This is a genomic window from Streptomyces sp. NPDC052299 (assembly GCF_040679335.1).
Taxonomy (GTDB): Bacteria; Actinomycetota; Actinomycetes; order Streptomycetales; family Streptomycetaceae; genus Streptomyces.
Genome location: NZ_JBFAUP010000002.1, coordinates 483,161 through 509,571, shown reverse-complemented (window position 1 = coordinate 509,571; position 26,411 = coordinate 483,161). Strand labels below are relative to the sequence as shown.

The following is a 26,411-nucleotide window of genomic DNA, read 5'->3' as shown; positions in this document are numbered from 1 at the left end:
CCGGCGTTACCGGGCCTTCGGCGTAGTCGCCAGGAAGGCCTCGACATCGTGGACGTCGGCCAGGGCCCAGTCCTGCTTGTTGCGCGTGCCGGTCAGGAAGCGAGCGAGGTCCCGGACGATGGCCAGGGCCGCCTCGATGGTGCTGTCGGTGCGAGGCAGGGTGCCGGCCTTCAGGGCGCGCTCGCGTGCTCGCAGCATGGACTCGGCGAACGCCTGGACCTGAGGTCGAAGTGGTTGCGGGGTGGCGTCGATGCGGCGTCGTCGGCGTCCGGCGGCGAGCCGTTGCGCCTGGTCGGTGGGAAGGGCGAGGCCGCGCTGGGTGAAGAAGCCCTCGAGCGCGCGGGCGAGGGAGCCCATCGATCGGCCGGGGCGGCGGGCGCGGTCCAGCAGGGCCTGGGGGTGGTTGGGGTGTTCGTCGTCCAGCAGTCTGCCCAGGGTGCTGATCATGGTGCAGGCACGGCTCGCGCAGTGCCGGTCGGCGAGATGGCCGGCGAAGTCACCCAGCCAGGGCACGGGCCCGGCAAGCCGTGCGGCCAGATTCTCGGCGGCGATGAAGGGTCGGTCGGGGTGCTTCTGCCAGCAGGCCGAACAGAGTCCGAGACCGGCATGGCGTCTCACCTGGCCGCAGTCGGCGCACTGCCGCGGAGGCTGCTTAGCCTGCCGCTGACGCGAGCAGTGGCCGCACCATCCAGTGCCGGTCTGTAGAAGGCCGGGCCGCTGGCAGCGCGGACAGACCTGCTTCGCGGCCTGCCGGTCGGCTTCCCGTCGGCAGATCCCGCAGTGGCTGGCGGTCGGTGAGCGGACCGGGCGGCCGCAGCCCGCGCAGGTCCGCGAGCAGGTGATGCACCGTCCGGTGTCGGCCTGCAGGACGCGTGACCTCCCGCAGGCAGGGCAGGACGCGCGGGCGGCTTCCTCTTTCGTCCGGGCCGTGCAGCGGCAGCAGTGCTGCCGGCCGATGAAGCCGACCGGCGCCCCGCAACCGACGCAGTCCCGCTGCCTCTTGCCCATGCTTCGACCACACCTCCTTCGGTCAGATCGGCGGCATGGACCGGCCGCGGGCCGAGGCGACCCGGGGCAGTTCGGTTGCCGGTCGAGGAGGGGCCGCGGGGCGTTCGACGGGGGTGGTGTCGACCTCGATCAGGTCGTTGGGGGTGCACTCCAGTGCGGTGCACAACGCTGCGAGCGTGGACATCTTCACCTGGGAGGGTTCCTTGGTGAACAGGGCCGACACCGAGGCGGAGGACAGTTCCAGGCCCGCTTTCTCGGCCAGGAGGCGCCGCAGCTGGGCACCGGTCCAGATCTCGCGCTGGGCGGCGGCCATCCGCAGCTTCCACTTGATCTTCACGGCGTGGGTTCCTCTCCGGTGAGCTCGCCGAGCGTGCTGGTCACGGCCCGTCGATAAGCGTCCTCGATGAACGTGGCCGAGGGCCGGACGTATCTCATGGTGGAACTGACTGTCCAGTGACCGAGTAGCTGCTGGATGGCCACCAAGTCCACTCCGCGTTCGTAGTTGTGGGTCGCGCAGGCCCTCCGCAGGGCATGAGGGCTGAACCGGCCGGACGGCCCTCGAGTTCCATCAGATAGCGCAGGCGGTTGCGGACGGTGCCCTGGTGCAGGTGGCCGCCCGACTCGTCGGCGAACAGTGCGGGCGAGTCGGGGAATTTGCCGCGGACGTCGTCGAGGAACCAGCGCAGGACCAGATCGAGTTGATCGAGCATGGGCACCCAGCGCGGACGGGGCCCGGAGGTGTGGGCGCCCTTGCCGAACCGCACGTGCAGTTTGCCGAACGGGCCGCGGCCGAAGTGGACGTCCGGGCGGTCCAGGAGCGAGGCCTCCTCCGAACGCAAGCCGGCGTGATACAGCGTCCGGAACAGTGCGTAGTCGCGGGCGGCGGGTGGGTACTTGCGGGCGGTAGCGATCCGGGCCTTGAGGAAGTCGAAGAACTCCTCGACCCGCTCAGGGGTCGGCGGCGGCAGCAGGGCCGGGGAGTCGTCGCCGACATGCCGCGAGGCGTTGAACTCGTCCACCGGGCAGACCAGCCGGACGCCGAACGCGGCCTCGATCTCGGCGGCCTTGCGGGCCTGCAGGAACCGGTGGAAGCCCTTGAAGATTTGGACGTATCCGCGGCGGGTGGACGGCGCCCGTCCCTCCACGGCCAGACCGCCGACCACGCGGTCGATGTCCTCAGGTGTGACATCCCACGCCGGCCGGCCCAGAGCCTTCAACGTCCGCTCCAGCAGGCCGATGTCGTTGTCGACCGTCACCGGGCTGAACCCCCGGGCCCGCCAGGAGGCCACGAACGCCTCCACACATAGCGCCTGAAACTCCCACGGATCCCAGGCAACGGGCACCTCGGGCACCGTCCGGCCCTCGATCACCCGCAGACGCGACTCCACCATCCGGCACACCTTCCTCGCACCTGATGAATGAAGGTAGCGCCTACAAAACCCTGCTGTCGGCAAGACAATCAAAGAGATACGCGGATCCCTGAAACGGCCAGGTCGCAGGGCACACTCTCCCCGAGGAACAAGTGCGAGCCCCAGTTGAGTGGGGCCAGGTCTTCGGCGACGAGGTCCTGGCCACCGCCATTCTCGACCGACTCCTCCACCGCTGCGACGTCATCTCCATCAACGGACCAGCTACCGGCTGAAGAACCGCCTCATGGCCATCGAGCGAGAGAACGACGTCGCCTAGGGAGAACCATCCCTAGGCGGAGACCATCGTGCCTCACTCGGGCTTCATCACCTGGGCCAGGCCGTCAGGGGTGTCCTTCACCTCCGGCGGCGGCCCCGGATTGCCCCGATAGGTCACACCATCGATGGTCACCTTGCCCGTCGCTTCAGCCAGCGGGCGATGTTCCGTCAGACCGTCGGCCGGCCCGCCGACGAAGGTCACCAGGACAGTGATCGAGTTCGGGTCCATCAAAGCCGTCGCCTCCACACGCTCTACTCCACTCGGGGCTGCAGCACCGTCACCGGAATCACTGCATCCCACGAGCGCAACCAGCAGGCCGGCACAGCCCACCATTCTTCGGGTCTGCATTCACGCATCCTGCCAGGGCCAGGTCAGACGGCCTACAGCAGAGACGATCTTGTGACCTCGCCCCAGGCCGGACCCCGGACGCGCGCCATTAACCGGGGACGTTCAACCGTACGCAACTGGGGAGCCGAGGCCGTACTCCGACAGAAGAGCGAGACGCCGGGCCCGCGGCCCGTCTGAGCCGTCAGAGCCTCGCGGCAGCTTCGCGAGAACAGGGCCGACAACGGCGGCGTCCCCGACTTCTGGCCCCCGTCCCACCGGGCATCCGCCCCGCACCATGGCCTCCGTGCGCAACCTCGCCCTCGGGGTGCACCGCCAGGACGGTGCCGCCCACATGGCCGCGGCCCTTCTATGCGCCGCCAGCGACTACCGCCGCGCCTGGCCGCCCTCAGGCTCACCCGACTCACCCGGCGCACCCGGCGCACCGGACAAGATCACTTCACATAATGCCCCTGCCCACGCGGGAGTCTCCGGCGGTCGGGGACCGTCCCATGTTCGATCGCCTCCGACGTTGACGGGCCGCCAGGTTGGGTGGGCCTGAATACCCGGGCAATTCTCGCCTTGCGGGCTCCTGTGCGGTCCGGCCGCCGAGTTGCACGGCTCGCGTTCTGCCCATGGCCCCGCACGCGCTCCCACGGGGTGCTGGTTTCGGGCATATCCGCCGGGCCCGGAACCCTGCGGTATCTGCTCTCCACGCGGGTCGTGACCACATAGCCGACGCCGCCCACGCGAGTGCGGAATCGTTACTTTCGGTCGCCGGCACCCCGTGCCCTCCACCCCGCCCCACGAGCACCGGACAATGAAAAGAACTTCTTCTTACAAATTACCCTCGTGCGCCCCCCTTACCATGCTGGCCAAAAGACGCCGCCCACTCATTCACGGCCCCTCATGCCCGCTGCTACTCTGCGAACCCCCTATTCGGATGCAAATGGAGATTCTCCGCATGGAAGATCGACCCGATGCGGGGTCGCTGCCGGCGAATGCGTGGACCGTGAGCGCGTCCGCCCGCGAGTGTCTCCGCTACGCCGCGTACCCAATTCTGCTCCTGTCCGCAGTCTGGCTCTTCACCTCGGTTCTGCGCTTCGACTGGGACCGGGGCCGGGTCATCCCGCTCTTCCTGCTCGGCACCATCGCCTATCTCGCGGCGCTGGAGCGGCTGATCCCGCACCGGACCGACTGGCACCCGAGCGGCCGGGAACTGTGCTGGTACGTAGCCTATTTCGGGTTCACCATGGTCGGCGCCGTGCTCGGCAAGTCGGTCGTCGCTGCCGTTCTGGCCGCGACCCCCGTCACGGGACCCGGGCTCGCGCTCGGGGCCGAGGTACCCATCGCGCTGCTGGCCTCCTCACTGACCGGCTACCTCGCCCACCGCTGGGCGCATTCCAATCGGTGGCTGTGGAAGGTACACGGAATTCATCACGTCCCGGGAAAAGTGAACGTCGCCAATAACGGCGTCAACCACCTACTGGATGTCGCCTTCAAACAGGGCGCGGTCCAATTGACACTGGGATTTCTCGGATTCTCCGCCGACTGCCTTTTCGCGGTGGCGCTCTTCACCCTCGTCCAAGGCTATTTCGTCCACGCGAACGTGGACGTCCGACTCGGTCCGCTCCACCACGTCCTGGCCACCCCCGAGCAACACCGGCTGCACCACAGCGCCGACTTGGCCGAGGCCGGTCACTTCGGCGTGGACCTCTCGGTCTGGGACCGCCTCTTCGGCAGTTTCACCTGGCGGCCGGACCGCCGCCCGGCGATCGTCGGTGTCAAGAGCCCCGCCACGTTCCCGGAGACCGGCTCGATCGTCGCCAGCCTGCTTCACCCCGTGCGCCGCCCGTCCCACAACGCGTAGTCCCCCGTACGGCGCACGCCCGCTCCGTACCGCGACCTCCCCGCCCCGTACCGCGCCGTACCGGCGTCGTGCCCCCGTACGCCCCCGCCCGGCCCGTACCGAGGCGTCGTCTCCACCGGATTGGACCATGACGGACTCACCCAGCGCCGCCCACCACGACAAGGTCGCCATCATCGGCATCGGCTGCCGGCTCCCCGGACACGCGGGTGACCACCGGTCCTTCTGGCGCAATCTGATCGAAGGCCGGGACTGTCTCGTCCCCACCCCGGCTGACCGGTACGACACCACGACCCTCGCCAGCCGCGACCGGGCCAAGCCGGGCCGGCTGACCGGCGGCCGGGGCGGCTACATCGACGGCTTCGACGAGTTCGACCCCCGCTTCTTCGGGATCAGCCCGCGCGAGGCCGAGCAAATGGACCCGCAGCAGCGCAAGCTCCTGGAGGTGTCCTGGGAGGCGCTGGAGGACGGCGGGCAGCGGCCCGCCGAACTGGCCGGGCGGGACGTCGGCGTCTTCATCGGCGCCTTCACCCTGGACTACAAGATCCTGCAGTTCGCCGACCTCGGCTTCGAGACACTGGCCGCGCACACCGCGACCGGCACGATGATGACGATGGTCTCGAACCGCATCTCGCACTGCCTCGACTTCCGCGGCCCCAGCGTCTCGATCGACACGGCGTGCAGCTCCTCCCTGGTCGCGGTCCACCTGGCCTGCCAGAGCCTGCAGCGCGGCGAGAGCGAACTCGCCCTGGCCGGAGGCACTCTGCTGCACCTCGCGCCGCAGTACACCATCGCCGAGACCAAGGGCGGCTTCCTCTCCCCCGACGGACGCTCCCGCGCCTTCGACGCCTCCGCCGACGGCTATGTACGGGCCGAGGGCGTCGGCGTCGTGGTGCTCAAGCGGCTCTCGGACGCGCTGCGCGACGGCGACCCGGTGCACGCCGTGGTGATCGGTAGCGGGGTGAACCAGGACGGACGTACCAACGGCATCACCGTGCCCAGCGCCGACGCCCAGGCCACGCTCATCGAACGGGTCTGCACCGAGGCGGGAGTGACACCGGGCAGCCTCCAGTACGTCGAGGCGCACGGCACCTCCACTCCCGTAGGCGACCCGATCGAAGCGCGGGCGCTGGGCCGGGTGCTGGCACAGGGCCGGGCGCCCGGGGCTCGGTGCTACGTCGGCTCGGTCAAGACCAACATCGGACACACGGAGGCCGCCGCCGGCGTCGCGGGCCTGATCAAGACGGCGCTGGCTCTCCGGCACCGTCGCATCCCACCGCATCTGAACCTCGAGCAGCCCAACCCCGCCATCGACTTCGCCGCGTTGCCCTTCGAAATCCCGACCGCACCGGTCGACTGGCCGGAGCACGAGGGACCCGCACGGGCAGGCGTCAACTCCTTCGGCTTCGGCGGCACCAACGCCCACGTCCTGCTGGAGGAGGCGCCGCCCCGCCCGCCGGAGGAGCCGCGCACGACGGTCCGGACGCCCGCCCGCTCGATCCTCCCGCTGAGCGCCCGGCACGCGTCGGGCCCGGACGAACTGGCTGCGGGCGTCCGCCGCGAACTGGCCGCCGGAGTGCCCCTCACGGACGTCGGGCACACCCTGGCCCACCGTCGCCAGCACTTCGAGGAGCGGCTCGCTGTCGTCCACTCCCCCCTCGGCCCGCCCGGCTCCCTGGACGAGGTGCTGGCCGCCTGCGAGCGCGGGGAGCAGCACCCCCAAGCCGTGCGGGGCCGCCTACGGGAGCCCGGGGCGCGGCGGCTGGTGTGGGTGTTCACTGGCATGGGACCGCAGTGGTACGGCATGGGGCGCGAGCTCCTGGACGCCGAGCCGGTGTTCCGGGAGGCGGTCGAGCGCTGCGATCGGGAGATCCGGCGCCAGGCGGGCTGGTCGCTGCTCGACGAGCTGACCCGGCCCGAGGCGGAGTCCCGGATGGCCGAGACCTGGCTCGCCCAGCCCGCCAACTTCGCCGTCCAGGCGGGGCTCGCGGCACTGTGGGAACACCACGGGGTGCGGCCGGACGCCGTCATCGGGCACAGCACCGGCGAGATCGCGGCCTTCCACCAGGCCGGGGTCTACGGCCTGGAGGACGCCGTCCGGATCGCGCTGGCGCGCAGCGCCCTCCAGCACCAGCTCGCGGGCACCGGCGTGATGCTGGCGGCGAACCTGTCCGAGGAGGAGGCCGAGCAGTTGGTCCGCCCGTACCGGGACCAGGTGTCGGTGGCCGCCGTGAACAGCCCGGCGTCGGTGACGCTGTCCGGGGACCGGGACACCCTCGGAGAGCTCGCCGCGCGGCTGGAGCGGGAGCAGGTCTTCGCCCGGTTCCTCGACGTCGAAGTGCCGTACCACAGCGTGCGGATGGACCCGATCGAGGCCGAGCTGCACGAGGCGCTGGCCGGGATCGCGCCGCGCGCCGCCGGTCTCCCGCTGTATCTGACCGCCCGCGAGGGGCGTGCGCGGGGGCCGGAGCTGGACGCCGCGTACTGGTGGGAGAACGTCCGGCGGCCCGTGCGGTTCCGTGCCGCGGTCGACCGGCTGGTCGACGAGGGGTACACCCTGTTCCTGGAGATCGGTCCGCACCCGGTGCTCGGGCACTCGATCCGGGAGTGCCTGGAGGGCCGGGCGGTCGAGGGGGTGACGCTGCCGTCGATCCGGCGCCGGGAGAACGAGCCCGAGCGGTTCGCCCGCTCCCTCGCGGAGCTGTACACGCTGGGCGTCGACGTGGACTGGTCGGTGCTCCAGCCCGCGGGGCGGCCGGTGCCGCTGCCGGGCTATCCCTGGCAGCGGGAGCGGTACTGGGTGGAGCCCGCGCCGGTGGAGCAGATCCGGCTCGGCCGGCTGGACCACCCCCTGCTCGGCCGGCGGACCTCCGCGCTGCAGCCGACCTGGGAGAGCCGCCTGGACACCGAACGGCTGCCGTACCTGGCCGACCACAGGATCGAGGACAGCACGGTCTTCCCGGCTGCCGGGTACCTGGAGATGGCCGCGCAGGCGGTCCGGGCCCTGACCGGCGGCGACACGGCGACCCTTGCCGACGTCGAGTTCTCCCGGGCTCTGTTCCTGCCCGACGGCGAGGCGACGACCGTCCAGCTCGCCTTCGCACCGGAGGAGGCCGGGTTCACCATCGCCTCCCTCACCGGTTCCGGGACCGGGGCTCCGGACCGTACGGTCCACGCGAGCGGGGTCGTCCGCACCGGGCAGCCGCGCCGGCTCGCGGAACCGCTGGACACGGACGCGGTACGGAGGCGGGCGCGGCGTCGGCTCGACCGGGAAGCGTGCTACGGCGAGCTGGCGGCGCTCGGCTACCACTACGGCCCGGCGTTCCGGGCGATCGACGAGGTGTGGACGGCGCCCGGCCAGGCGCTGTCGCTGATCCGGCCCACCCCGGGCATGGGTGACGGGGCCGCGGAATGCCATGCGCATCCCGTGCTCCTGGACGCCTGCTTCCAGACCATGCTCACCGCGATGACGCCGGACGACGGCCGGTCCGCCGGGATTCGGCTGCCCGTCGGCATCGCGGAGCTGCGGCTGGACGCGGTCGGCGACCGGGCCCTGTGGGCGCACGCGACGGTGACCGCGGAGAGCGACGAGGAACTGGTCGGCGACCTCGCCCTGTACGCCGAGGACGGGACACCGCTCGGCCGGATCAGCGGCTTCCGCGCGGCGGCGGTGGACCGGGTGGCCTCCTCGGTGAAGCTCGGCACCATCGACGGCTGGCTGGCCGAGGTGGTCTGGGAGGAGACGCCAACCGCGGCGCCGGAGGACGGCGGGACCACCGTCGGGACCGGGGACGGTCCCGACGGCTCCCCCACGCCCGACCTGGTGGTCTTCGCCGACGAGGGCGGGCTCGGCGCGCGAATGGCCGAGGCGGCCGTGGCGCGCGGCGCGCGGTGCCGGCTGGTCCGTCCGGGCAGCCGATACCGAAGCGGGGCCCGGCACATGACCGTCCGACCCGATTCGGCGGCCGATCTGCGCAGGCTGTTCGACGAACTCGGGCCGGGATTCGGAGCCGTGGTCCATCTGTGGAACCTCGATCTGCCCCCGCTGGACACGGTCGGCGCGGCGGACCTCGACGGGGTCGGCACGGTCGGCGGCTACTCGCTCGTCCTGCTCGCCCAGGTGCTGCCCGCGGCGTGCCCGGAGGGGCGCCTGCACATCGTCACCCGGGGCGCCCAGGCGGTGGTGCCGGGCGAGCCGGTGGAGCCGTTCGGCGCGCCCGCCTGGGGCATCGGCCGAGTGCTGTGGCAGCAGGAGCTCACCGGACACAGCGGCACATTGATCGATCTCGACCCGGCCGGGGATCCCGGCGAGGCCGAGGTGCTGCTGCGCGCGCTCACGGCGGACGACGGCGAGGGCGAGATCGCGCTGCGGTCCGGGCGGCGGCACGTCAGCCGGCTGCGTCCGCCCACGGGGCTGACCCGTCCGCTGCCCTTGCGGCTGCGCGCGGACGGTGCCTATCTGGTCACGGGCGCGTTCGGGGCGCTGGGGCGGCTGCTCTGCCGCACCCTGGTACGGCGCGGGGCCCGGCGCCTGGTCCTGCTCGGCCGCACCGGCGTGCCGGAACGCGGCGCGTGGCGGGGGCTGGATCCGGGCGGCCCCGAGGGGCGGCGGGTCGCGTTCCTGCGCGAGCTCGAAGCGCTCGGCGCGGAGGTGCAGGTCGCCGCGGTGGACGTGACGGACGCGGCGGCCATGGAGGGTTGGCTGGCCGGGCGCCGGGCCGCCGGTCTGCCGCCGCTGCGGGGTGTGTTCCACCTCGCGGGACAGGTGCGGGACGTCCTGCTGCCGTCGTTGGACCGCGAAGCGTTCGACGCGGGCTACGGGCCGAAGGTGCATGGCGGGTACCTGCTGCACCGGCTGCTGCGCGACGAGCCGGTCGAGCACTTCGTACTGTTCGCGTCGGTCGCCTCGCTGCTGACCACGGCCGGTCAGGTCAACTACGCGGCCGGGAACGCGTTCCTGGACGCGCTCGCCCATCACCGCCGGGCGCTCGGTATGCCCGCGCTCAGCCTGGACTGGGGGCCGTGGGCCACCGGCATGATCGAGGAGCTCGGGCTGGTCGCCCACTACCGGGACGCGCGCGGGATGAGCTCGCTGGCGCCGGAGGCAGGCATGGCGGTCCTGGAGCGGGTGATCGGGCAGGACCGGGCCCAGTTGCTCGTGGCCGCGGTGGTGGACTGGCCGGTGTTCCTGTCCTGGTATCCCACCCCGCCGCCACTGGTGTCGGCGCTCGCCGCCGCGGCGGCGCGGGAGGTCCCGGCGGGGCAGGGCGGGAGTCTGCTCGACGCGTTCCGCACCGCCGACGAGACGGCGCGGACGGCATTGGTCGCCGAGCGGTTCGCGGCCCTCGCGGCGGGTGTGCTGAGAGTGCGGCCCGAGCTGGTCGACGCGGACGCCCGGCTCGGCTCGCTGGGTCTGGACTCGCTGCTCGCCATGGAGCTGCGGGCCCGGACCCACACCGAGCTGGGGGTCTCGCTTCCGGTGGTGGCGCTGCTCAGCAATGGGCCGGTGATCGAGCTGACCGAGCGGCTGCACGCGGGGCTGACCGAGCTCGCGGCGGCCGGGGGTCCGGTGGCGGAGGCGGCGGTGGAGTTGTTCACCGACGAGGCGTGCTACCCACTCACCCACAACCAGCAGGCCCTGTGGTTCCTCCGGCAGCTCAACCCGGACGGCTTCGCGTACAACATCGGGGGCGCGGTGGAGGTGCGCGCGGAGCTCGACCCGGAGCTGCTGTTCGATGCCTTCCGGACGCTGATCGCCCGGCATCCGAGCCTGCGCGTCAACATCACTACCGAGGACGGGCGTCCGGTCCAGCGGGTGCGGCCCGAGGCCGTCGCCGACACCGGTCTTCTCGATGTGTCCGGGCTGCCCTGGGACGAGGTTCGCGCCCGGCTGGTGGCGGAGTACCGCAGACCGTACGACCTGGAGCGCGATCCTCTGGTGCGGCTGCGGCTGTTCCGACGGGCCCCGGACCGCTGGGTGCTGATGAAGGCGGTCCACCACATCGTCTCGGACGCGATCTCCACCTTCACCTTCATCGAGGAGCTGTTCGAGGTCTACCACGGGCTGCGCACCGGCCGGCCGGCGGAGCTGGCCCCGGTCCGGGCCCGCTACCTGGACTTCCTCAACCGGCAGAACCGCTTTCTGGCCGGGCCCGAGGCGCGGCGGATGCTGGAGTACTGGCGGGAGCACCTGCCGCGGGAGGTCCCGGCGCTCGAACTGCCCACCGACCGGCCGCGCCCGCCGGTGCAGACCGACAACGGCGCCTCCGAGTTCTTCCAGCTCGACGACGAGCTCAGCGCCCGGGTGCAGACGCTGGCACGGCAGCACAACGTCACCGTGTTCACGGTGCTGCTCACCGCGTACTACCTGCTGCTGCACCGCTGGTCGGGGCAGGACGAGATCGTGGTCGGCAGCCCGGTCACCGGCCGCACCGAGGAGGAGTTCGCCACCGTCTACGGCTACTTCGTCAATCCGCTGCCGCTGCACGTGAGCCTGGCGGGGGAACCGTCGGTGGCCGAGCTGCTGGGCCGGGTGCGGGACACGGTCCTCGGGGGCCTCGACAATCAGGAGTACCCGTTCGTGCTGCTCGTGGAGCAGTTGGGCCTCCCGCACGACCCGAGCCGCTCGGCGGTCTTCCAGGCGATGTTCATCCTGCTCACCCACAAGGTGGCCGTGGAGCGCTTCGGGTACACCCTTGAGTACATCGAACTCCCCGAGGAGGAGGGACAGTTCGATGTCACGTTGTCCGCGTACGAGGACCGGTCCGACGGGCGCTTCCACTGCGTGCTGAAGTACAACACCGACCTGTTCGACGCGGCGACGATCCGTCGGATGGCCGCGCACTACCGCAACCTCCTCGACGGCCTGACCCGCGCGGAGGGCGAGAGCCCGGCGGGACGGCTGCCGATGCTGGGGGTCGGGGAACGGGAGCGGATCGTTACCGGGTTCGGCGGCGTAGGCCGACGGATCGACCACGACGTGCCGGTGCACGAGCTGATCGGGAAGATCGCCGCGCAGCACCCGGAGGCGGTCGCGGTGTCCGTGCCGGGCGGGCGGCGGCTCGGCTACCGGGAGCTGGACCAGCGCTCGCGGCGCGTGGCTGCCTCGCTGCGCGAACGCGGCGTCGGCGCCGGGACGGTGGTGGCGGTGCGTCTGTCGAAGTCGCCGGAGCTGGTGATCGCGCTGCTCGCGGTGTGGCGGGCCGGGGGCGCCTATCTGCCGCTGGACCCCGACCACCCGGCGGAGCGGTTGGCCGAGCTGATGGAGAACGCCGGGGCCACTCTGGTTCTGACCGACGGGCGGCGGGGCCAGGCGACCCGGCTGCCGGGACAGCCGGTCACCCTCGACGAGCTGGACCGGCCCGGGACCGAGGAGCGGCCGGAGCCGGCCGTGGGCCTCGACCAGACGGCCTACGTGATCCACACTTCGGGTTCCACCGGCCGTCCCAAGGCGGTGCCGGTCAGCCACCGCAACCTTGCCTCGGTGTTCGTCGCCTGGCAGCAGGAGTACCGGCTGGACACCGACGCCCGGGTGCACCTGCAGATGGCGGGCGTCTCCTTCGACGTGTTCACCGGGGACCTGGTCCGGGCGCTGTGTTCGGGCGGGATGCTGGTCCTCGTCGACCGGGACCTCCTCTTCGACACCGCACGGCTCTACCGGACCATGCGCGCGGAGGGCGTGGACTGCGGCGAGTTCGTGCCGTCGGTGGCGCGCGGGCTGCTGGCGCACTGCGAGCGGGAGGGGCTGGGCCTGGAGTTCATGCGCCTGGTGATCGTCGGCTCGGACGCCTGGCGGGCGGGCGAGCACCGGAGGCTCGTCGCGCTGTGCGGGCCGGGGACCCGGGTGGTCAACTCGTACGGGCTGACCGAGGCCACCATCGACAGCGCCTACTACGAGGGGCCGGCGGAGGGGCTGGAGCCGGGCCGGATGGTGCCGGTCGGCCGGCCGCTGCCCAACAGCGAGCTGTACGTCCTCGACCGGCACGGCGAGCCGGTGCCGCCGGGGGTGGCCGGTGAGCTGTGGATCGGCGGCGCCGGCGTCGCCGACCGCTACCTGGGCGATCCGGAGCGGACGGCCGAGCGGTTCGTGACCCTCGAACCGGGCGGCGAACCCGTACGGCTGTACCGGACGGGAGACCTCGGGCACTGGGACGCGGAGGGGACGCTGCACCTCCTCGGGCGGGCCGACGGGCAGGTGAAGGTGCGCGGCCACCGGGTGGAGACCGGGGAGATCGAGGCACGGCTGGCCGCCCGCCCCGATCTGGCGCAGGTGTGCGTGACGGTACGGCGGGACGAGACGGGCGAGAACGTGCTGTGCGCCTACTGCGTGCCCGCGCCGGGCGCGGTGGCCGACACCCGGGAGCTGCGCCGCCACCTCGCGGAGCAGCTGCCGACGTATCTGATCCCGGCGCACTTCACGGAGCTGTCCGCGCTGCCGCTGAGCACGAATGGCAAGGTCGATCTCGGCGCCCTGCCGGAGCCTCGCGCGGAGGCGGGACCGGAGAGGTACGAACCGCCGGTGACGCTGTACGAGACGCGGATGACGGCGCACTGGCGGTCGCTGCTCGGGCTGGAGCGGCCGGGGCTGCGGGACGACTTCTTCGAGGCGGGTGGCAGTTCGATCAAGCTGATCGAACTGATCCACCACCTGCGGACCGAGTTCAACGCGTCCGTGCCGGTCGGGCGGCTGTTCCGGACCAGCACCCTGCACGGCATGGCGCGCACCCTGGAGGACGTCGTCACCGGGCGGCTGCCCGGCGCCGAGCCGTACCTGTGGTTCAACCCGGGTGCGGACCCGGCGGCGACGGTGTTCTGCCTGCCGCCCGCGGGCGGGCACGGGCTGGTGTACCGGCAGCTCGCGGCGCGGCTGCCCGAGCACCGCCTCGCCGCGTTCAACTACCTGTCGGGTCCGGACAAGGCGGCCCGTTACGCGGATCTGGCCGAGGAGCTGCACCCGGGCGGGCCGTACACGCTGTTCGGTTACTCCCTCGGCGGCAACCTCGCGTTCGAGATCGCCTGGGAGCTGGAGCGGCGGGGCCGCGCGGTGGACCTCGTGCTGATCATGGACTCGTACCGGATCGCAGAGGCCGTCGCCCTCGGCGAGAAACACCTGGCCGAGTTCGAGGCGGAACTCGCGGACCACCTGCGGCGGCACACCGGTTCCGAGATCATCGCCCGGGAGACCGTGGAGCAGGCCCGCGAGTACCTGGCGCACTGCGGTGCTCACCCGTCGCTCGGTGTGCTCGACGCGCCGATCGCGGTGATCTCCGACCAGGACAAACTGCTCCGCTTCGCGGCGGACGAGCCCGGCAGCTGGCACGGGGTCACTGCCGGCGGGTGCACCGTACGCGAAGGGCACGGGCGGCACGCCGAGATGCTCGACGGCCCGTTCCTCGACGGGAACGCGGAGCTGGTCCGGGCGCTGCTGGCGGGAGGTGCCGCGGATGGGCGTGCGTGACGGCGGGCCCCGTTGGGAGGCCCGGCCTCCCGGCGGGCGGCCCCGGGTGATCATCATCGGCGCGGGCATGTCGGGTCTGGCCGCCGGCTGCTACGCGCAGATGAGCGGGCTGGAGAGCCGGATCTTCGAGAAGCACGTGCTGCCGGGCGGCTGCTGCACCGCCTGGGCTCGCCAGGGCTACCTCTTCGACTACTGCATCGACTGGCTGATCGGCACGGCTCGCGGAACCGGAGCGAACGACGTGTGGCGCGAGCTCGGGGCGCTGGACGGTAAGCGGATCACCCACTTCGACCAGTTCAACCGGGTGGTGACGGAGGACGGCCGGTCCGTCACCTTCTACAACGACCCGGACCGGCTCCAGAAGCACCTGCTGGAGATCTCGCCCGGCGACGAGCGCCTGATCCAGGCGTTCTGCCGGGACCTCAGGCGCTTCGCGGGGCTCGCCCCGCGCTGGGAGCTGAAGCCGCCGCCGCTGAAGTCCCTGACGGAGAAGACGCGAACGCTGCTCGCGATCCTGCCGGCGTTCCGGCTGTACTGGCGCACCGCGGCCACGCCGATGCGCCGGTTCGCGGACCGCTTCGAGGACCCACTGCTGCGCCAGGCGTTCCCGAACATGTTCCTCCAAGAGCTGACCGGCTTCCCGCTGCTTCCCTTCCTCTTCACGATGGCCTGCGCCTTCAACGGCAACGCGGGCTTCCCGGAGGGTGGTTCGCTGGGTCTGGCCCGGTCGGTGGAGGAGCGGTACACGGGCCTCGGCGGGCACATCGGCTACCGCGCCCGGGTGGAGCGGATCCTCGTCGAGGACGGGCGGGCGGTCGGCGTACGGCTGCGGGACGGACAGGAGCACTTCGCCGACCATGTGATCGCCGCCTGCGACGGACCGACGGTGCTGGACCGGCTGCTGGAGGGGCGGTGGAGCAGCCCGCGCACCGAACGGCTGTACACGGAGCTGCTGGACCGGCCGGACAACCTGTACCCGGCGGTGGTCTCCGCGTTCGTCGGGATCGACGGCCCGCTGCCCGCCGGTGAGCCGCACAGCACCACGTACCTCCTCGGTCCGGAGCGGGGCGCGGCGCTGCCGGGGAGCCTCCAGCACAGCCTGGTGGTGCAGCGGCGGTCCGACTACGCCGACGGCTTCGCGCCGGCCGGGAAGTCGGTGCTGCACTGCACGTACTTCACCGACCACCGGTCCTGGCAGGATCTGCGAAAGGCGGACCGGCGGGCGTACCGGAAGCGCAAGCAGGAGGTCGTCGACTTCCTGCGGGGCTTCCTGGCCGAGCGTCATCCGGGCCTCAGGGAGCGGATCGAGCTGGTGGACGTGGCGACGCCGGCGACGACGGAGCGTTACACCGGCAACACTTACGGCAGCATCCTGGCCTGGAAGGCGTTCTCCGAGGCCGACGACGTGTCGACCGCGCTGGTGGACCGGGACCGAATGCGGCTGCCGGGGCTGAGCGGCTTCTCGATGGCCGGGCAGTGGACCGGGATGGGCGGCCTGATCCGGGCCGCGACCAGCGGCCGGTACGCGGTCCAGTTCCTCTGCGACGAGCTCGGCCGGGAGTTCCGGGCCTGGCCGAGCGAGGGTGCCGGGCCGTGGCATGCCGGGAAGCTGGGCCGGCTGCCACGACTCGAACAGCGGGGCGACGCCGGGAAGGCGGCGGTGGCCGAATGACCAGGAAGACCATGCTGATCGTCGGCGGAGGGCTCGGCGGGCTCTCCACCGGTTGCTACGCCCAGATGAACGGCTATCGCAGCAGGGTGCTGGAGATGCACGAGATCCCGGGCGGCTCCTGCACGGCCTGGGACCGGGGCGACTTCACCCTCGACTGCTGTGTGAGCTGGCTGCTCGGCAGCGGGCCGGGCAACGAGATGCACCAGATCTGGCTGGAGCTCGGCGCGCTCCAGGGCAAGCGGATGCGCAACTTCGACGTGTTCAACACGGTGCGCGGGCGGGACGGACGAGCGGTCCACTTCTACTCCGATCCGGACCGCCTCGAAGCGCATCTGCTCGCCCTCTCCCCCGGCGACGCCCGCGTGATCCGCGACTTCTGCGCCGGGCTACGGACCTTCCGCAAGGCACTGGCCCGCTACCCGTTCCTCACCCCGGTCGGGCTCATGGGCCGCCTGGAGCGCTGGCGGATGCTGGCGTCCTTGGTCCCCTGCTTCAACGTGATCCGGCGTTCCATCGGCACGCTGATGCGGGACTACTCGCTGCGCTTCCGGGACCCGCTGCTGCGCGAGGCGTTCAACTTCATCCTGTACGAGAAGCATCCCAACTTCCCCGTGCTGCCGTTCTACTTCCAGCTCGCGGCGCACGCCGACGCCTCGGCCGGTGTCCCCGAGGGCGGCTCGCTGGGCCTGGCCCGCTCGGTCGAGGAGCGCTACCGAGGGCTCGGCGGCGAAGTCATGTACAACTCCAGGGTCGTGGAGATCCTGGTGGAGAACGACCGGGCGGCCGGGGTCCGGCTGAGCGACGGCAGGGAGCTGCGGGCGGACATCGTGGTCTCCGCCTGCGACGGGCGCACCACGCTCCTCGACCTGCTGAAGGGCCGCTACCTCACCGACACGTACCGGGAGCTGTACACCCGGACCATCACGGAACCCGACATGGTCTTCCCCGGCTACCTCACGGTCTTCCTGGGGCTGCACCGGCCCTTCCCGGACGGCGAGCCCTGCACCACGTACCTCCTGGAGGACGCGGTCGCGGAGCGGCTCACCGGCATCCGGCACCCCAGCGTCAACGTGCAGTTCCGCAGCCGCCACTACCCGGAGCTGTCGCCGCCGGGTACCTCCGTGGTGTACGCCACGTACTTCTGCGACATCGCGCCGTGGCGGGAGCTGAGCACCGGTCCCGAACAGTTCACCCGGATCCGCCGCGGCGAGGAGCTGCACACGCTGCCGGTCGGACGTGGGCGCGCGTACCAGCGGGCCAAGCGGCAGGTTCGGGACACGATCGTTGACTTCCTCGACGAGCGGCATCCCGGGTTGCGGGACGCGATCGTGGTGCGGGACGTGTCCACTCCGCTCACCCAGGTCCGCTACACGGGCAACTACGACGGCACGGTGCTCGGCTGGCAGCCGTTCGTGGACAGCGGCGAGACCGTGGAGCAGGAGGTCAAGCGACACGGTCCGGGACTGCCGGGGCTCGCGGACTTCTATCTGTCCGGCGTCTGGGCCACCACCGGTGGCCTGATCCGGGCCGCGGCCTCGGGACGGCACGTCATGCACTTCGTCTGCCGCGACGACGGGCGGCCGTTCACCGCCGCCGTCGACGACAGCGCCCCTCTCCCCGTACAACTCATCGAACCCGCAGGAGCGACCCCATGAAGACGGCCAAGTGGATTGTCAGCGAGCACAACGACGGTGTCCCAGACGTGGACCGGATGTACGTGAAGGTGGTGGAGGAGCTCGACACCGACCTGGCCGAGGACGAGATGCTGCTGCGCACGCGGTACGTCTCCGTGGACCCGTACCTCCACGGGATCGCCCTGGACACCCCGGTGGGCGACCACATGGGCGCCGACTCGATCATGGAGGTGCTGGCAGCCGGACCGCGGGCGATGTTCCGCGTCGGGGACCTCGTGCAGGGCTTCGGCGGCTGGCGCACCCACCTGGTCAGTAACGGCGCAGGGGCGTTGTGGCAGACCGGCACGTTCCCGATGGTCTTCCCCGCATACCGGAAGCTGGACCCGTCCCACTACGACGAGGCGCTGCCGCTGAGCACCGCGCTCGGCATCCTCGGCGGCGCCGGGATGACCGCGTGGGGCGCCCTCACCACCTTCCTGGCCGTACGGCCCGGCGACACGGTCCTGATCAGCGGCGCGTCCGGCGCGATCGGCACGCTGGTCGGGCAGCTGGCGAAGCGGGCCGGCGCGCGGGTGGTGGGCACGACCGGTTCGCCGGAGAAGGCGGCGCGGCTGACGGCGCTCGGCTTCGACGCCGTCGTCGTCTTCCGGCACGGCGGGGACCCGGCGCAGCTCCGCGACGACCTGGCGAAGGCGGCTCCTGACGGCGTCGACCGGTACTTCGACAACCTCGGCGGAGTCATGAGCGACACCGTCTTCACGATGCTCACTGTGGACAGCCGGGTCGCGGTGTGCTGGCAGTGGGCGAGCCAGGTCGGCGGCGAGTGGACGGGGCCCCGGCTGCTGCCGTACATCATGTTCCCGCGCGCGACGATCCGCGGGATCTTCGCGCTGGAGTGGTTCACCGAGGAGAACTGGGCGGCGCTGCACGCCGAGCTGGGGCCACTGGTGCGCGCCGGCGAGATCCGCTACCAGCAGACCGTGCACCACGGCTTCGACTCCATTCCCGCCGCCTACCGCAGCCTGTACACCGACCGCGCGGCTTCCTTCGGCAAGGTCTTGGTCGAGCTGTGAGGCGCGGCCACACCCGGGCGCTCACGGAGGGCCCGAGCCCGGCCGACGCGCACGAGCCAGTCCTGCCGTACCCGGACGGCTGGTTCTCGGTGGCGTTCTCCTCGGAGGTGGTGCGGGGGGCGCTGCTGACCCGGCCGCTCCAGGGCGAGGACGTGGTGCTCTACCGGCTCCGCGACGGCGAGGTGCGAGCGGTGCGCCCGTACTGCCCGCACCTGGGGGCTCACCTCGGGCTCGGCGCGCTGGAGGGCGACGAACTGCTGTGCCCCTTCCACCGCTTCGCCTTCGGCCCGGACGGCGCCTGCACGCGGACGGGGTACGGCACGCCCCCGCCGCCGTCCTCGGATCTGACCCTGCTTCCGGTGCGCGAGGTCGACGGCGCCGTCTTCGTGTGGCGGCACCACGACGGGCGGGCGCCGGACTGGGAGCTCACGCCCTGGCACACGCTCGGGACGCGGGCGCCGCGGTTGGCCGCGTGGGAGATGGCGGGGCACAGCCAGGACGTGGTCGAGAACACGGTGGACATCGGGCACTTCACACCGCTGCACGGCTGGGGCGCGTCGGAGGTGGCCGAGCCGGCGATCTTCGAGGGGCGGTCCTTCCGGATCTCGGTGCGCTCGGAGGAACGGGTGCCGCTGCTGGGCGCGAGTCCGCTGGAGGTGACGCTGGAGGGCAACGGAATCAGCCGGGTGCACGTGTGCACGGCGCTCCCCCGGTTCGGGGTGCGCACCTGTGCCGTATACACGACCACGATGATCGCGCCCGCGGCTTTCCAGTTGCGCCAGACGAGCCGCTTCGAGGTGGCCGAGCCGGCCGCCCTCCCGGCCCCGCTGGCCCGCTGGGTGAGCGGCTCGGTACACCGGCTGCTGGCGGGTGTGATGTTCCGGGGCAACTGCGCTTTCGTGTCCCAGGACTTCCCGGTCTGGGCAACGAAGCGGTACGTGTCTCCGCCCCGGCTGGCCCGCGGCGACGGCCCGATCGGCCCGTTCCGCCACTGGGCCCGGCAGTTCTACCCGCCGGACCGGCTACGGGCGCGGGCGCCGTCGTCGGTGATGCGGGGTGCGGCGGGGGAAGCGGAGAGCAGGGTGACGTAGCCCGGCCGCTCCGAGGAACCGGGGGCGGGGTGGAGTGGACCGACGGCGAAGCCTTCGCCGCCTCCGGGCTCGATCACTCCACCAGCACCGCGCTTCGCACCTGAGCCCTGGAATGGGCCGACGCCCTGGCATGCCGTTTACCCGAGGAGACCCATGATCCGGTCAGGTGGGTCTTCTTGAAAGGAACAAGGAGTCACAGCCCTGGCGATCCGTTGGTTCGGTGGGCCAGGGCAGAGCCCGGGCATCTGCGAAGTCCCCTGGGTTGTCGAGGTCGATCTGCCGGCCTGTGGTACGGCAGATCTCGGCGACGGCACGCGCCATCGCCGACTGCATCCGCACCCCCAGCACGTCGAGCTTGAGCAGGCCCAGGTCTTCGACGCCCTCCTTGTCCGCCTGGACCATCGGGTGGCCGCCCGGGGTGGGCTGGACCGGCAGCCGCTCCAGCAGACTCCCGTTGGGCGGGATCACGCCGCAGGGGTGCATGGTGATGCCGCGCGGCAGTTTGTCGAGGCCCTCGGCGAGCTCCCACAGGGCCCGTGGGAGGCGGGGTCGGCAGCCAGGTGCCGCAGTTCGGGCAGCGTGCCGAACGCGTCACAATGCCGCAAGCCCTGATGTGCGGAGACGCCTTGGCGATTTTGTCGACGACAGGTGGGGCCATGCCCGGAGCGAGGCCGGCATCCCGCAGGGCGTGCCGGGCTCGGCAGGTCTCGGGAATCCCGGTGACCGCCACCCGATCGGTGCCGAAGCGTTCGATGATGCGGTCGTACACCTCGATCGAGCCTGCGTGCGGATTCGACGTCGATGTCGATGTCAGGCAGTGAGGCGCGCCGCTCGGAGAGGAATCGTTCTTTACCGACTCTGAAAGTGATCGGAACGGTGCTGACCTGCGGCGAGTTCGGCAACGGCGCGGGCCAGGTTGTGGCGGACGCCGGTGCTGGAGTCATCCGCGAAGCTACGCGACAAAGACGGATCGCGGCAATCGGCGCGGCACCAGCAGAACGGGCCTGGCGGCTCGGCCGGGAAAGCCCCAAGGAGCGCCGGGGCGATGCCTTCGACCTGAAAGCCTGGCACATGGCCGCCTTCTCTCAGGGCTCCCTGGGCCTGGACGACCTGATCGACGAGCTCTCCCAGCTCTGATCCCGCTGCCGTGCGGGCCGCGTCGGCCCGGCACTTCCTACTCTTCTTCCTCCTCGGGGCGGCCGTCGGCGAGCCACTGGGCGAGGCCGTGCAGGCCGGGTGCCCACCGGCCGAGGTCGGTGGCCTCGGCGTGGGTGGTGACGACGGTGAGCAACTCGGCCACGGCCTCGTCGGGCCGGTGGGCGTCGTTGAGGGTCAGGGCGCGGAAGACGCGTACGGAATCGGAGTCGGGGAACTCCTTGCGGGCGCGGTCGAGCACTACCAGCGACGCGTCCAGCTCGCCCAGCCATCTGAGGGTGCTGGCGTACTGGCAAAGGCACCGGCGGAGGACGTCGCCGTCGAGGCCGAGAGCGAGCGCGCGCTCGTAGTAGCCGCGGGCGGTCTCCTCCTGGCCGGCGGTGTCGTAGGCGCCGCCCACCTCGTACACGAGGACCGGATGGTCCGGGTGTTCGGCGAGCAGCGTCTGGAAGTAGGCGATCGTCGGTGCCATGTCCGCCCGGTCGCGCCGGTCGTAGCCGCGTTGGATCGCCTCGGCCAGTTCGGGCGTCACGTCGGTCGTCACTGCCGCGCCCCCTCTCACGTACGAGTCCGGGAGCCGATCCTACGGGAGCCCTGCCTGGCCTCGTACGATCACGGCGATGCCGCCGACCGGCCGTTCGTCGCGGTACTGGGCGATCTGGAAGGGTGCGAAGGCCTCGCTGCCCACCTCGTCGGTGACGATGAGCAGCAGTTCCATGTGGCGCTGCTCCATCGGGCTCAGCGTAAGTGTGCGGGTCAGTTCGTTCTGGGCCTGGACCTCTTCCCCGGTGGCGGTGTCCTTCAGGGACAGCCAGGCGGAGGCCTCGACCGGGCGCAGGCGCTCGTCGTTGGGGATGTTGCCCCACAGCTCCGGGGGCATCGGGCGGACGCCGATCTGATATGTGGCGTCGTCGTCCGTCGGGTTCGTCGCGAGGAACGCGAAGGGCTCCGGCGCGGCGGGGGCGGCCGGCAGGACGGCCAGGTTGTGCTGGGCCCAGTGGCGGTCGTTGACGGGGTCCGCGAGGCCTCCGGCGGCGACGTTGTCCAGCGGGTGCCAGACCTTGGCCAGGAGGCAGATGTGGTTGCCCGAGCTCGCCGGGATCCGCGCGGTGAGGGGGGTGGTCTCGGCCCGGCCGCCGTGCGGGGGCACCGGGACCGGGGAGAACCCCATGAACTTCGACGCATCGGGGATGACGGGCCCGCTCACCGGCTTGGACCACCACAGGCCGACGTACGCCATCGAGGGGCTGTTCCCGCCCTGCCAGTTGCCGATGGCCACCTGGGCGGTCAGGTCCTGTCCTGGCTGGAACGCGGTCAGCGGCTGGATTCCCGAACAGAGGTACCAGCAGACGCCGTTGGGGACCGGGCGCTCGCCGTGGTCCTCGCCCACATCGGGCAGGTCGGGCGGCGGGTAGCTGTGGATGTAGAGGTAGGGGCGGTCGTTGCCTCCCTCGTGCGGCTGCTGCTTCCGGCCTCGATCGGTGTCCATGGCTGGGTCCTCACAGGTCCTGGTAGGCGAGGATGCCGACGCCCACCGGGTCGTCGTCGATCGAGCCGCGGGTGGACCAGCACGGGTGGGCCGTGCCCCGGTCCGCGTCGAGGTCGAGGTTCGTGTCGCCGGGCGTGCCCCGGGCGACGTCCTCCCACCTGCGTACGCAGTCGGGGCCGGTGGCCGTGAGGACGATGCCCGGGTCGGCGCCCACGGGAACGGTCTTCGTGTAGTCGACCGGGTGCTCCATCTCGGTCCGCGGATACCGGTAGAACGTGCGGACGTCGTCCGTCTCGGAGCGGTGCGGCTGCAGGGCATCGCCCGGTACGGCGAGGAACTGGTGGTAGAGCGGGAAGCCCAGCCGCCCCTCCGGGTAGATGAGGCCGCAGCCGGACAGATAGGCGCCCGCCTTGCCGAGTGCCTCCCACAGGCGTACGTGCAGGTCGAACAACTGGGAGACCAGCTCGTCGAGTTGGGGGACCCTGGCGGCCGCCGCGAAGCCGCTTCCGGTGAGGGGTTGGCTCTGCGAGGCCAGCGCGTCCTTCTCGGCCTGGCTGAGATCGCTGGTGAAGGCGTTCCGCCAGTTCTCCGCCACGTGCTTGTCCCAGAACGTGCAGCTCTTCTCCTTGCCCCACTCGTCCCAGCACGGGCCTCCGAGCAGTACGGCGAAGCAGAGGAACGCCAGCACGGCCAGGCAGAAGCTGCCGCAGGCGCTCTCGCTGTCGGCGGTGCTGTCCGTCGCGGTCGGCGGCCCCACCTGCCCGCCGCCGTACCCGTGGTAGGTGGTCGGTTTCACCCCGGGCCCGTGGGCGTACGGGGGTGTGGCCGTCTCCGGGGTGACGGCCGGCTGCGGCGGGTGCGCGGGGTCGGCGAAGAACTTCGTGACGAACGAGGCGGGCGGCAGGGCCGGCGGGGGCGGCTGGACGAAGGTGTCGAGGAGTTCGAGCTGCCTGATCAGGCGCCCGTAGCCCAGGGCCGGATCGGGCACCGGGCTCAGCTGCGACAGGTCGTACGCCTCCCCCAGCGTCCTCGTGAGGAAGTCCGCCGTATCGCCCGGCAGAGTCGCCTCCGGTGCGTTGTCGAAGCGCAGGGAGTCCGCGATCCCGCGGCAGCTCCGTACCTCCGGATACCGCTCGCCGCACCACGATCCGACGGCGTTGCGGGCTATGCGGTCCCGGAGCCGGTGGGAGCGGCGGGGTCCGCCGACGACCTGGGTGAGGTAGACGGAGCCGGTGGCGTTCGCCGCGTAGCCGGACAGGATGCCGAAGGCCAGGGCGCGGGTCTCTCCCGTACGGGCTTCGGCGAACGCGGTACGTACGAGCGCGTCGGTCCTGCGGGCGAGGAAGACGTCTCCCCATCCCCACTGGGACACGGGTTCGTCCTCCTGGCGCGGGTGGCGCGGGATGTGGGCCATGGTCCGCAGGCGTTTGCCGAGTCCGTCCATCCGGAGGAACGTGCCCTTCGCGTCGCTCGTGGCGTGGCGGAGGTTCAGGGTGGCCTCGCAGAACCTCGACGCGGCTTCGGGGCTCGACGGGTCGGACAGGGCCGTCTCGATCTCGCCGCGGATTCTGCCGATCTCGGCGTAGAGGGCGAGGCCGTCCGTCCACATCTTCGCCGCTTCCTCGAGCAGTTCGGCCTCGGTGCCGTCGGATGTGGCATGGGCGAGGACGTGGTCGAGCAGGGCGCCGAGTCGCGCGTGTGCGGGGTGGTCGGCGCAGTCGTCGACGAGCTGGTTGCGGGCCGCGTCGAGTGCCGGGGCGACGGGGGCGGCCGCGAGGGTGTCGAGCTGCTGCGACAGGGCGACGACATGGGTTCGGACGTCGATCATGACGCACACCCCCTTTTTGGGTGCCGGTGATGACCCACCGGTTCTTGGGTGTCGGTGCCGACCGGACGAGATCCGCGACGGGTGCGGTCGGGCGTCGGCGCTGTTCGTATTCCCTGCGGTCGACCGGGCCTTCGATCGCGCGTCGCGGGATTCTCGAAATGGCCTGTGCCACCAGCATCGCGCCGTTCCGTGCACCCGGCAACTCCGTCGTGGACCGGTCGCCGGCCGTGCCGAGGTGGGTGCGGTAGCGCCGGACCCGGCGGGCAACTGGCCTACTGGCCAAGGAGGTTCGTATGCCTCGGTACTCAGTTGCGGGTCACGGGCCTCGTCCTTCGCGAAGTGGGCGGCGGAGTGGGTCAGATCCGATGGGGCCTGGCCGGAGAACCCATGCTCCCCGCCGTACTCCCCCGCCTGGGCCGCTCGCGGCGTGAACGCCGGACGTCGCCCGCGGTCGCGGCGGCCTTTGCGGTGGTGGCATACGGGTTGGTGGGACTGCCGCTGAACGGTCTGTCGGCCTGAGCACCTCCCGTGCGTCCCAGTTGACCGCTGGCGCGTCGGCGAGGACGCCGTCGTAGTCGTCGGGGTGGCACTGTGCCTTCGCGTACCCCTGGCGGCCGCCGGTGGAGCAGCCGGTGAAAGTAGGAGTACGCGGCGCGCTCGGCGTAGACCGAGGCGACGACCTGCTTGCCGACAACGGCGGCCTCGTGCTGGGAGCGGAGGGGGAAGTTCTTCAGCGACGCGGGGTTGACCGTGGCGTCGCTCTTCAGCGCCCAGTTCACGTCGAGGACGTCGCCGACGCCGGCGTCCGTGGTGGTGGCCGCGTAGCCGCTCCTGACGGCGTTGCCCATGCCGACACCGTCGTCCCCGGTGAGGTAGGCGCTGCCGCCGAGTGCCTGGAAGCGGCCGTTCAGCCCTTCTCCGGCGCCCAGTTGGAGATCGTCACGTGGTCGCCCTCCGCCTGGGTGGGTGAGGGTGACGGTCACCTTGTTGGAGACGGGGACGTCCTTGGCCTCGCCGCCGAGGAGGACGGTGCCCTTGATTGGTCCCGCCCTCGTCGCGGACCGCCGTCACGGACTCCACCTCGGTGCCTTGCCGGCGCCTGTGCGCAGTGGGACGTCGTGGGCGATGCGGGCGTCCGGCCCTCGGCAGAGGCTGTCGGCAGGCAGACCGCCGCGGCCAAGGGCACGCCGGCCGCGATCGCGGCCAGAAGTCGTGGTGAGTGTCCGTCCAGGCAGTAGGGACGTACGGGGGCCGCGTGTCGACACACGTGTGCGGCAGAGGAGGCAGAGCCGGCGAGGGCGGGAGCCACGGGCGCACCGTGCGACGGAGACTGATCGAGACACTATCACCGGTTAGACTGGTGACAACGAGTATGGGTCCAGTGTTCCGGCGTTCCAGCCGCTGGCCGGATCGAACGATGGCGCGTTCTTGCACGTCAATGTGGTCACCTGCCAGAATGGTGACGTGAATCTTGACCATGTCTTCGTCTGCGGGAACCCGGCGCTCGACTTCGCGGCCACCCTCCGGGCCCGGCGGTCGACGCGCTTCGAGATGTTCGTGTCTCCGGACCGGCTCAACGCCTGGTACCTGGAGTCCGGCCTCGTGGACGCGGTCACCCCCGGCACCGAGGACGACGTCCGGGCGGCGGTCACCGTGCGCGAGGCCGCCTACCGGCTGATCACCGACCGCCGCCTCGGCGAGGAGTTCGACCGCGAGGCACTGGCCGTGCTCAATGCCGCCGCGCGCAGGCCTCCCGTGACGCCCCAGCTCACCCCGGCGGGCCGGCACACCGAGGCGACGCCCGCCCAGGCCCTGGCCACCGTCGCCCAGCGAACGGTCGAGCTGCTCAGCGGCCCGGACGTGCCCCTGCTGAAGGAGTGCGGCAACCCCGAGTGCACGCGCGTCTACATCGACCGGTCCCGGGGCAAGCGACGGCAGTGGTGCGGCATGGAGTCCTGCGGCAACAAGTACAAGGCCGCCGCCTACCGGGCCCGCAAGAAGACCGCGGCGGCGGACGCCGCGAGCTGACGGGCGCCGGCGCCGCCCCCGGATCGCGCGGGGTGGGGGCTTCGGCTCTCCGGCGCCGCCCGGACGGACTCGGGGTGGGCGGCCGCGCACAGCTCGCGT

17 protein-coding genes and 2 pseudogenes are annotated in these 26,411 nt (G+C 71.6%); 9 read left to right on the top strand and 10 right to left on the bottom strand.

All coding sequences use genetic code 11. The annotated features are described in order from the left end of the window. Positions 1–6: 6 nt before the first annotated feature. From AB0L33_RS05475 to AB0L33_RS05460, 4 genes are all read right to left on the bottom strand, one after another. Complete coding sequence (locus AB0L33_RS05475; RefSeq protein ID WP_365677865.1) at positions 7–618, bottom strand: hypothetical protein; 612 nt, start codon at positions 616–618, stop codon at positions 7–9. 412 nt (positions 619–1,030) lie between these two features. Beyond that, a complete protein-coding gene (locus tag AB0L33_RS05470) occupies positions 1,031–1,345 on the bottom strand; it encodes a helix-turn-helix transcriptional regulator (RefSeq protein WP_365677863.1) in 315 nt (104 codons plus the stop codon). Further along, the gene (locus AB0L33_RS05465; RefSeq protein ID WP_365677861.1) at positions 1,342–1,497 is read right to left on the bottom strand and encodes a hypothetical protein; all 156 of its coding nucleotides are present in this window, start codon (positions 1,495–1,497) and stop codon (positions 1,342–1,344) included. The genes AB0L33_RS05470 and AB0L33_RS05465 overlap by 4 nt, the downstream gene beginning before the upstream one ends. Then, positions 1,440–2,399: a tyrosine-type recombinase/integrase gene (locus tag AB0L33_RS05460; protein ID WP_365677859.1), complete on the bottom strand. Its 960-nt coding sequence runs from the start codon at positions 2,397–2,399 to the stop codon at positions 1,440–1,442. The genes AB0L33_RS05465 and AB0L33_RS05460 overlap by 58 nt, the downstream gene beginning before the upstream one ends. 146 nt (positions 2,400–2,545) lie before the next feature. On the opposite strand from AB0L33_RS05460, the pseudogene AB0L33_RS05455 reads away from it, so the two are divergent. After that, positions 2,546–2,694 (top strand): annotated as a pseudogene (locus AB0L33_RS05455) (ATP-binding protein); the annotation flags it as partial. Positions 2,695–2,727: 33 nt separating this feature from the next. On the opposite strand, the gene AB0L33_RS05450 reads toward AB0L33_RS05455, so the two are convergent. Next, a complete protein-coding gene (locus AB0L33_RS05450; protein WP_365677857.1) occupies positions 2,728–2,940 on the bottom strand; it encodes a hypothetical protein in 213 nt (70 codons plus the stop codon). Positions 2,941–3,982: 1,042 nt separating this feature from the next. Here AB0L33_RS05450 and AB0L33_RS05445 point away from each other — a divergent pair. The 6 genes from AB0L33_RS05445 (at position 3,983) to AB0L33_RS05420 (ending at position 19,812) form a co-directional block, all read left to right on the top strand. Continuing rightward, positions 3,983–4,888: a sterol desaturase family protein gene (locus AB0L33_RS05445; RefSeq protein ID WP_365677926.1), complete on the top strand. Its 906-nt coding sequence runs from the start codon at positions 3,983–3,985 to the stop codon at positions 4,886–4,888. A 127-nt stretch (positions 4,889–5,015) separates the two neighbouring features. After that, on the top strand, positions 5,016–14,342 hold the full coding sequence (locus tag AB0L33_RS05440; RefSeq protein WP_365677855.1) for an amino acid adenylation domain-containing protein: 9,327 nt from the start codon (positions 5,016–5,018) through the stop codon (positions 14,340–14,342). Continuing rightward, entirely contained in the window at positions 14,329–16,014 is a 1,686-nt protein-coding gene (locus tag AB0L33_RS05435; protein ID WP_365677853.1) for an NAD(P)/FAD-dependent oxidoreductase, read from the top strand. Before AB0L33_RS05440 ends, AB0L33_RS05435 begins: the two co-directional genes overlap by 14 nt. A gap of 11 nt (positions 16,015–16,025) precedes the next feature. Beyond that, positions 16,026–17,669, top strand: coding sequence for an NAD(P)/FAD-dependent oxidoreductase (locus AB0L33_RS05430; protein WP_365677923.1), 1,644 nt, complete (start codon positions 16,026–16,028; stop codon positions 17,667–17,669). Continuing rightward, positions 17,666–18,721, top strand: coding sequence for an NADP-dependent oxidoreductase (locus tag AB0L33_RS05425; protein ID WP_365677851.1), 1,056 nt, complete (start codon positions 17,666–17,668; stop codon positions 18,719–18,721). Before AB0L33_RS05430 ends, AB0L33_RS05425 begins: the two co-directional genes overlap by 4 nt. Beyond that, positions 18,718–19,812 (top strand): Rieske 2Fe-2S domain-containing protein, encoded by a 1,095-nt coding sequence (locus AB0L33_RS05420; RefSeq protein ID WP_365677849.1) that lies wholly within the window; start codon positions 18,718–18,720, stop codon positions 19,810–19,812. Before AB0L33_RS05425 ends, AB0L33_RS05420 begins: the two co-directional genes overlap by 4 nt. 258 nt (positions 19,813–20,070) lie before the next feature. Here the strand turns inward: AB0L33_RS05420 and AB0L33_RS05415 are convergent. Continuing rightward, positions 20,071–20,708 (bottom strand): annotated as a pseudogene (locus AB0L33_RS05415) (DNA polymerase III subunit alpha); the annotation flags it as partial. Here AB0L33_RS05415 and AB0L33_RS05410 point away from each other — a divergent pair. Continuing rightward, the gene (locus AB0L33_RS05410; protein WP_365677934.1) at positions 20,614–20,949 is read left to right on the top strand and encodes a hypothetical protein; all 336 of its coding nucleotides are present in this window, start codon (positions 20,614–20,616) and stop codon (positions 20,947–20,949) included. The pseudogene AB0L33_RS05415 and the gene AB0L33_RS05410 sit on opposite strands and share 95 nt — an antisense overlap. A gap of 37 nt (positions 20,950–20,986) precedes the next feature. Here AB0L33_RS05410 and AB0L33_RS05405 read toward each other — a convergent pair whose 3' ends face one another. The 4 genes from AB0L33_RS05405 to AB0L33_RS05390 form a co-directional block, all read right to left on the bottom strand. Further along, positions 20,987–21,511 (bottom strand): tetratricopeptide repeat protein, encoded by a 525-nt coding sequence (locus AB0L33_RS05405; protein WP_365677847.1) that lies wholly within the window; start codon positions 21,509–21,511, stop codon positions 20,987–20,989. A gap of 39 nt (positions 21,512–21,550) precedes the next feature. Beyond that, the gene (locus AB0L33_RS05400; RefSeq protein ID WP_365677845.1) at positions 21,551–22,456 is read right to left on the bottom strand and encodes a hypothetical protein; all 906 of its coding nucleotides are present in this window, start codon (positions 22,454–22,456) and stop codon (positions 21,551–21,553) included. A 10-nt stretch (positions 22,457–22,466) separates the two neighbouring features. After that, complete coding sequence (locus AB0L33_RS05395) at positions 22,467–24,284, bottom strand: hypothetical protein (RefSeq protein ID WP_365677843.1); 1,818 nt, start codon at positions 24,282–24,284, stop codon at positions 22,467–22,469. Between the two features lie 316 nt (positions 24,285–24,600). Next, a complete protein-coding gene (locus AB0L33_RS05390) occupies positions 24,601–24,978 on the bottom strand; it encodes a tannase/feruloyl esterase family alpha/beta hydrolase (protein ID WP_365677841.1) in 378 nt (125 codons plus the stop codon). A 770-nt stretch (positions 24,979–25,748) separates the two neighbouring features. On the opposite strand from AB0L33_RS05390, the gene AB0L33_RS05385 reads away from it, so the two are divergent. Beyond that, positions 25,749–26,312, top strand: a complete 564-nt coding sequence (locus AB0L33_RS05385; RefSeq protein ID WP_365677839.1) for a CGNR zinc finger domain-containing protein — start codon at positions 25,749–25,751, stop codon at positions 26,310–26,312. Positions 26,313–26,411: the final 99 nt, after the last annotated feature.

Bases quoted from the DNA above. Each gene is read 5' to 3' on its own strand.
- AB0L33_RS05440 (WP_365677855.1), top strand. From the start codon at position 5,016: ATGACGGACTCACCCAGCGCCGCCCACCACGACAAGGTCGCCATCATC.
- AB0L33_RS05435 (WP_365677853.1), top strand. From the start codon at position 14,329: ATGGGCGTGCGTGACGGCGGGCCCCGTTGGGAGGCCCGGCCTCCCGGC.
- AB0L33_RS05410 (WP_365677934.1), top strand. From the start codon at position 20,614: ATGTCGATGTCAGGCAGTGAGGCGCGCCGCTCGGAGAGGAATCGTTCT.
- AB0L33_RS05395 (WP_365677843.1), bottom strand. From the start codon at position 24,284: ATGATCGACGTCCGAACCCATGTCGTCGCCCTGTCGCAGCAGCTCGAC.
- AB0L33_RS05460 (WP_365677859.1), bottom strand. From the start codon at position 2,399: ATGGTGGAGTCGCGTCTGCGGGTGATCGAGGGCCGGACGGTGCCCGAG.
- AB0L33_RS05400 (WP_365677845.1), bottom strand. From the start codon at position 22,456: ATGGACACCGATCGAGGCCGGAAGCAGCAGCCGCACGAGGGAGGCAAC.
- AB0L33_RS05445 (WP_365677926.1), top strand. From the start codon at position 3,983: ATGGAAGATCGACCCGATGCGGGGTCGCTGCCGGCGAATGCGTGGACC.
- AB0L33_RS05425 (WP_365677851.1), top strand. From the start codon at position 17,666: ATGAAGACGGCCAAGTGGATTGTCAGCGAGCACAACGACGGTGTCCCA.
- AB0L33_RS05430 (WP_365677923.1), top strand. From the start codon at position 16,026: ATGCTGATCGTCGGCGGAGGGCTCGGCGGGCTCTCCACCGGTTGCTAC.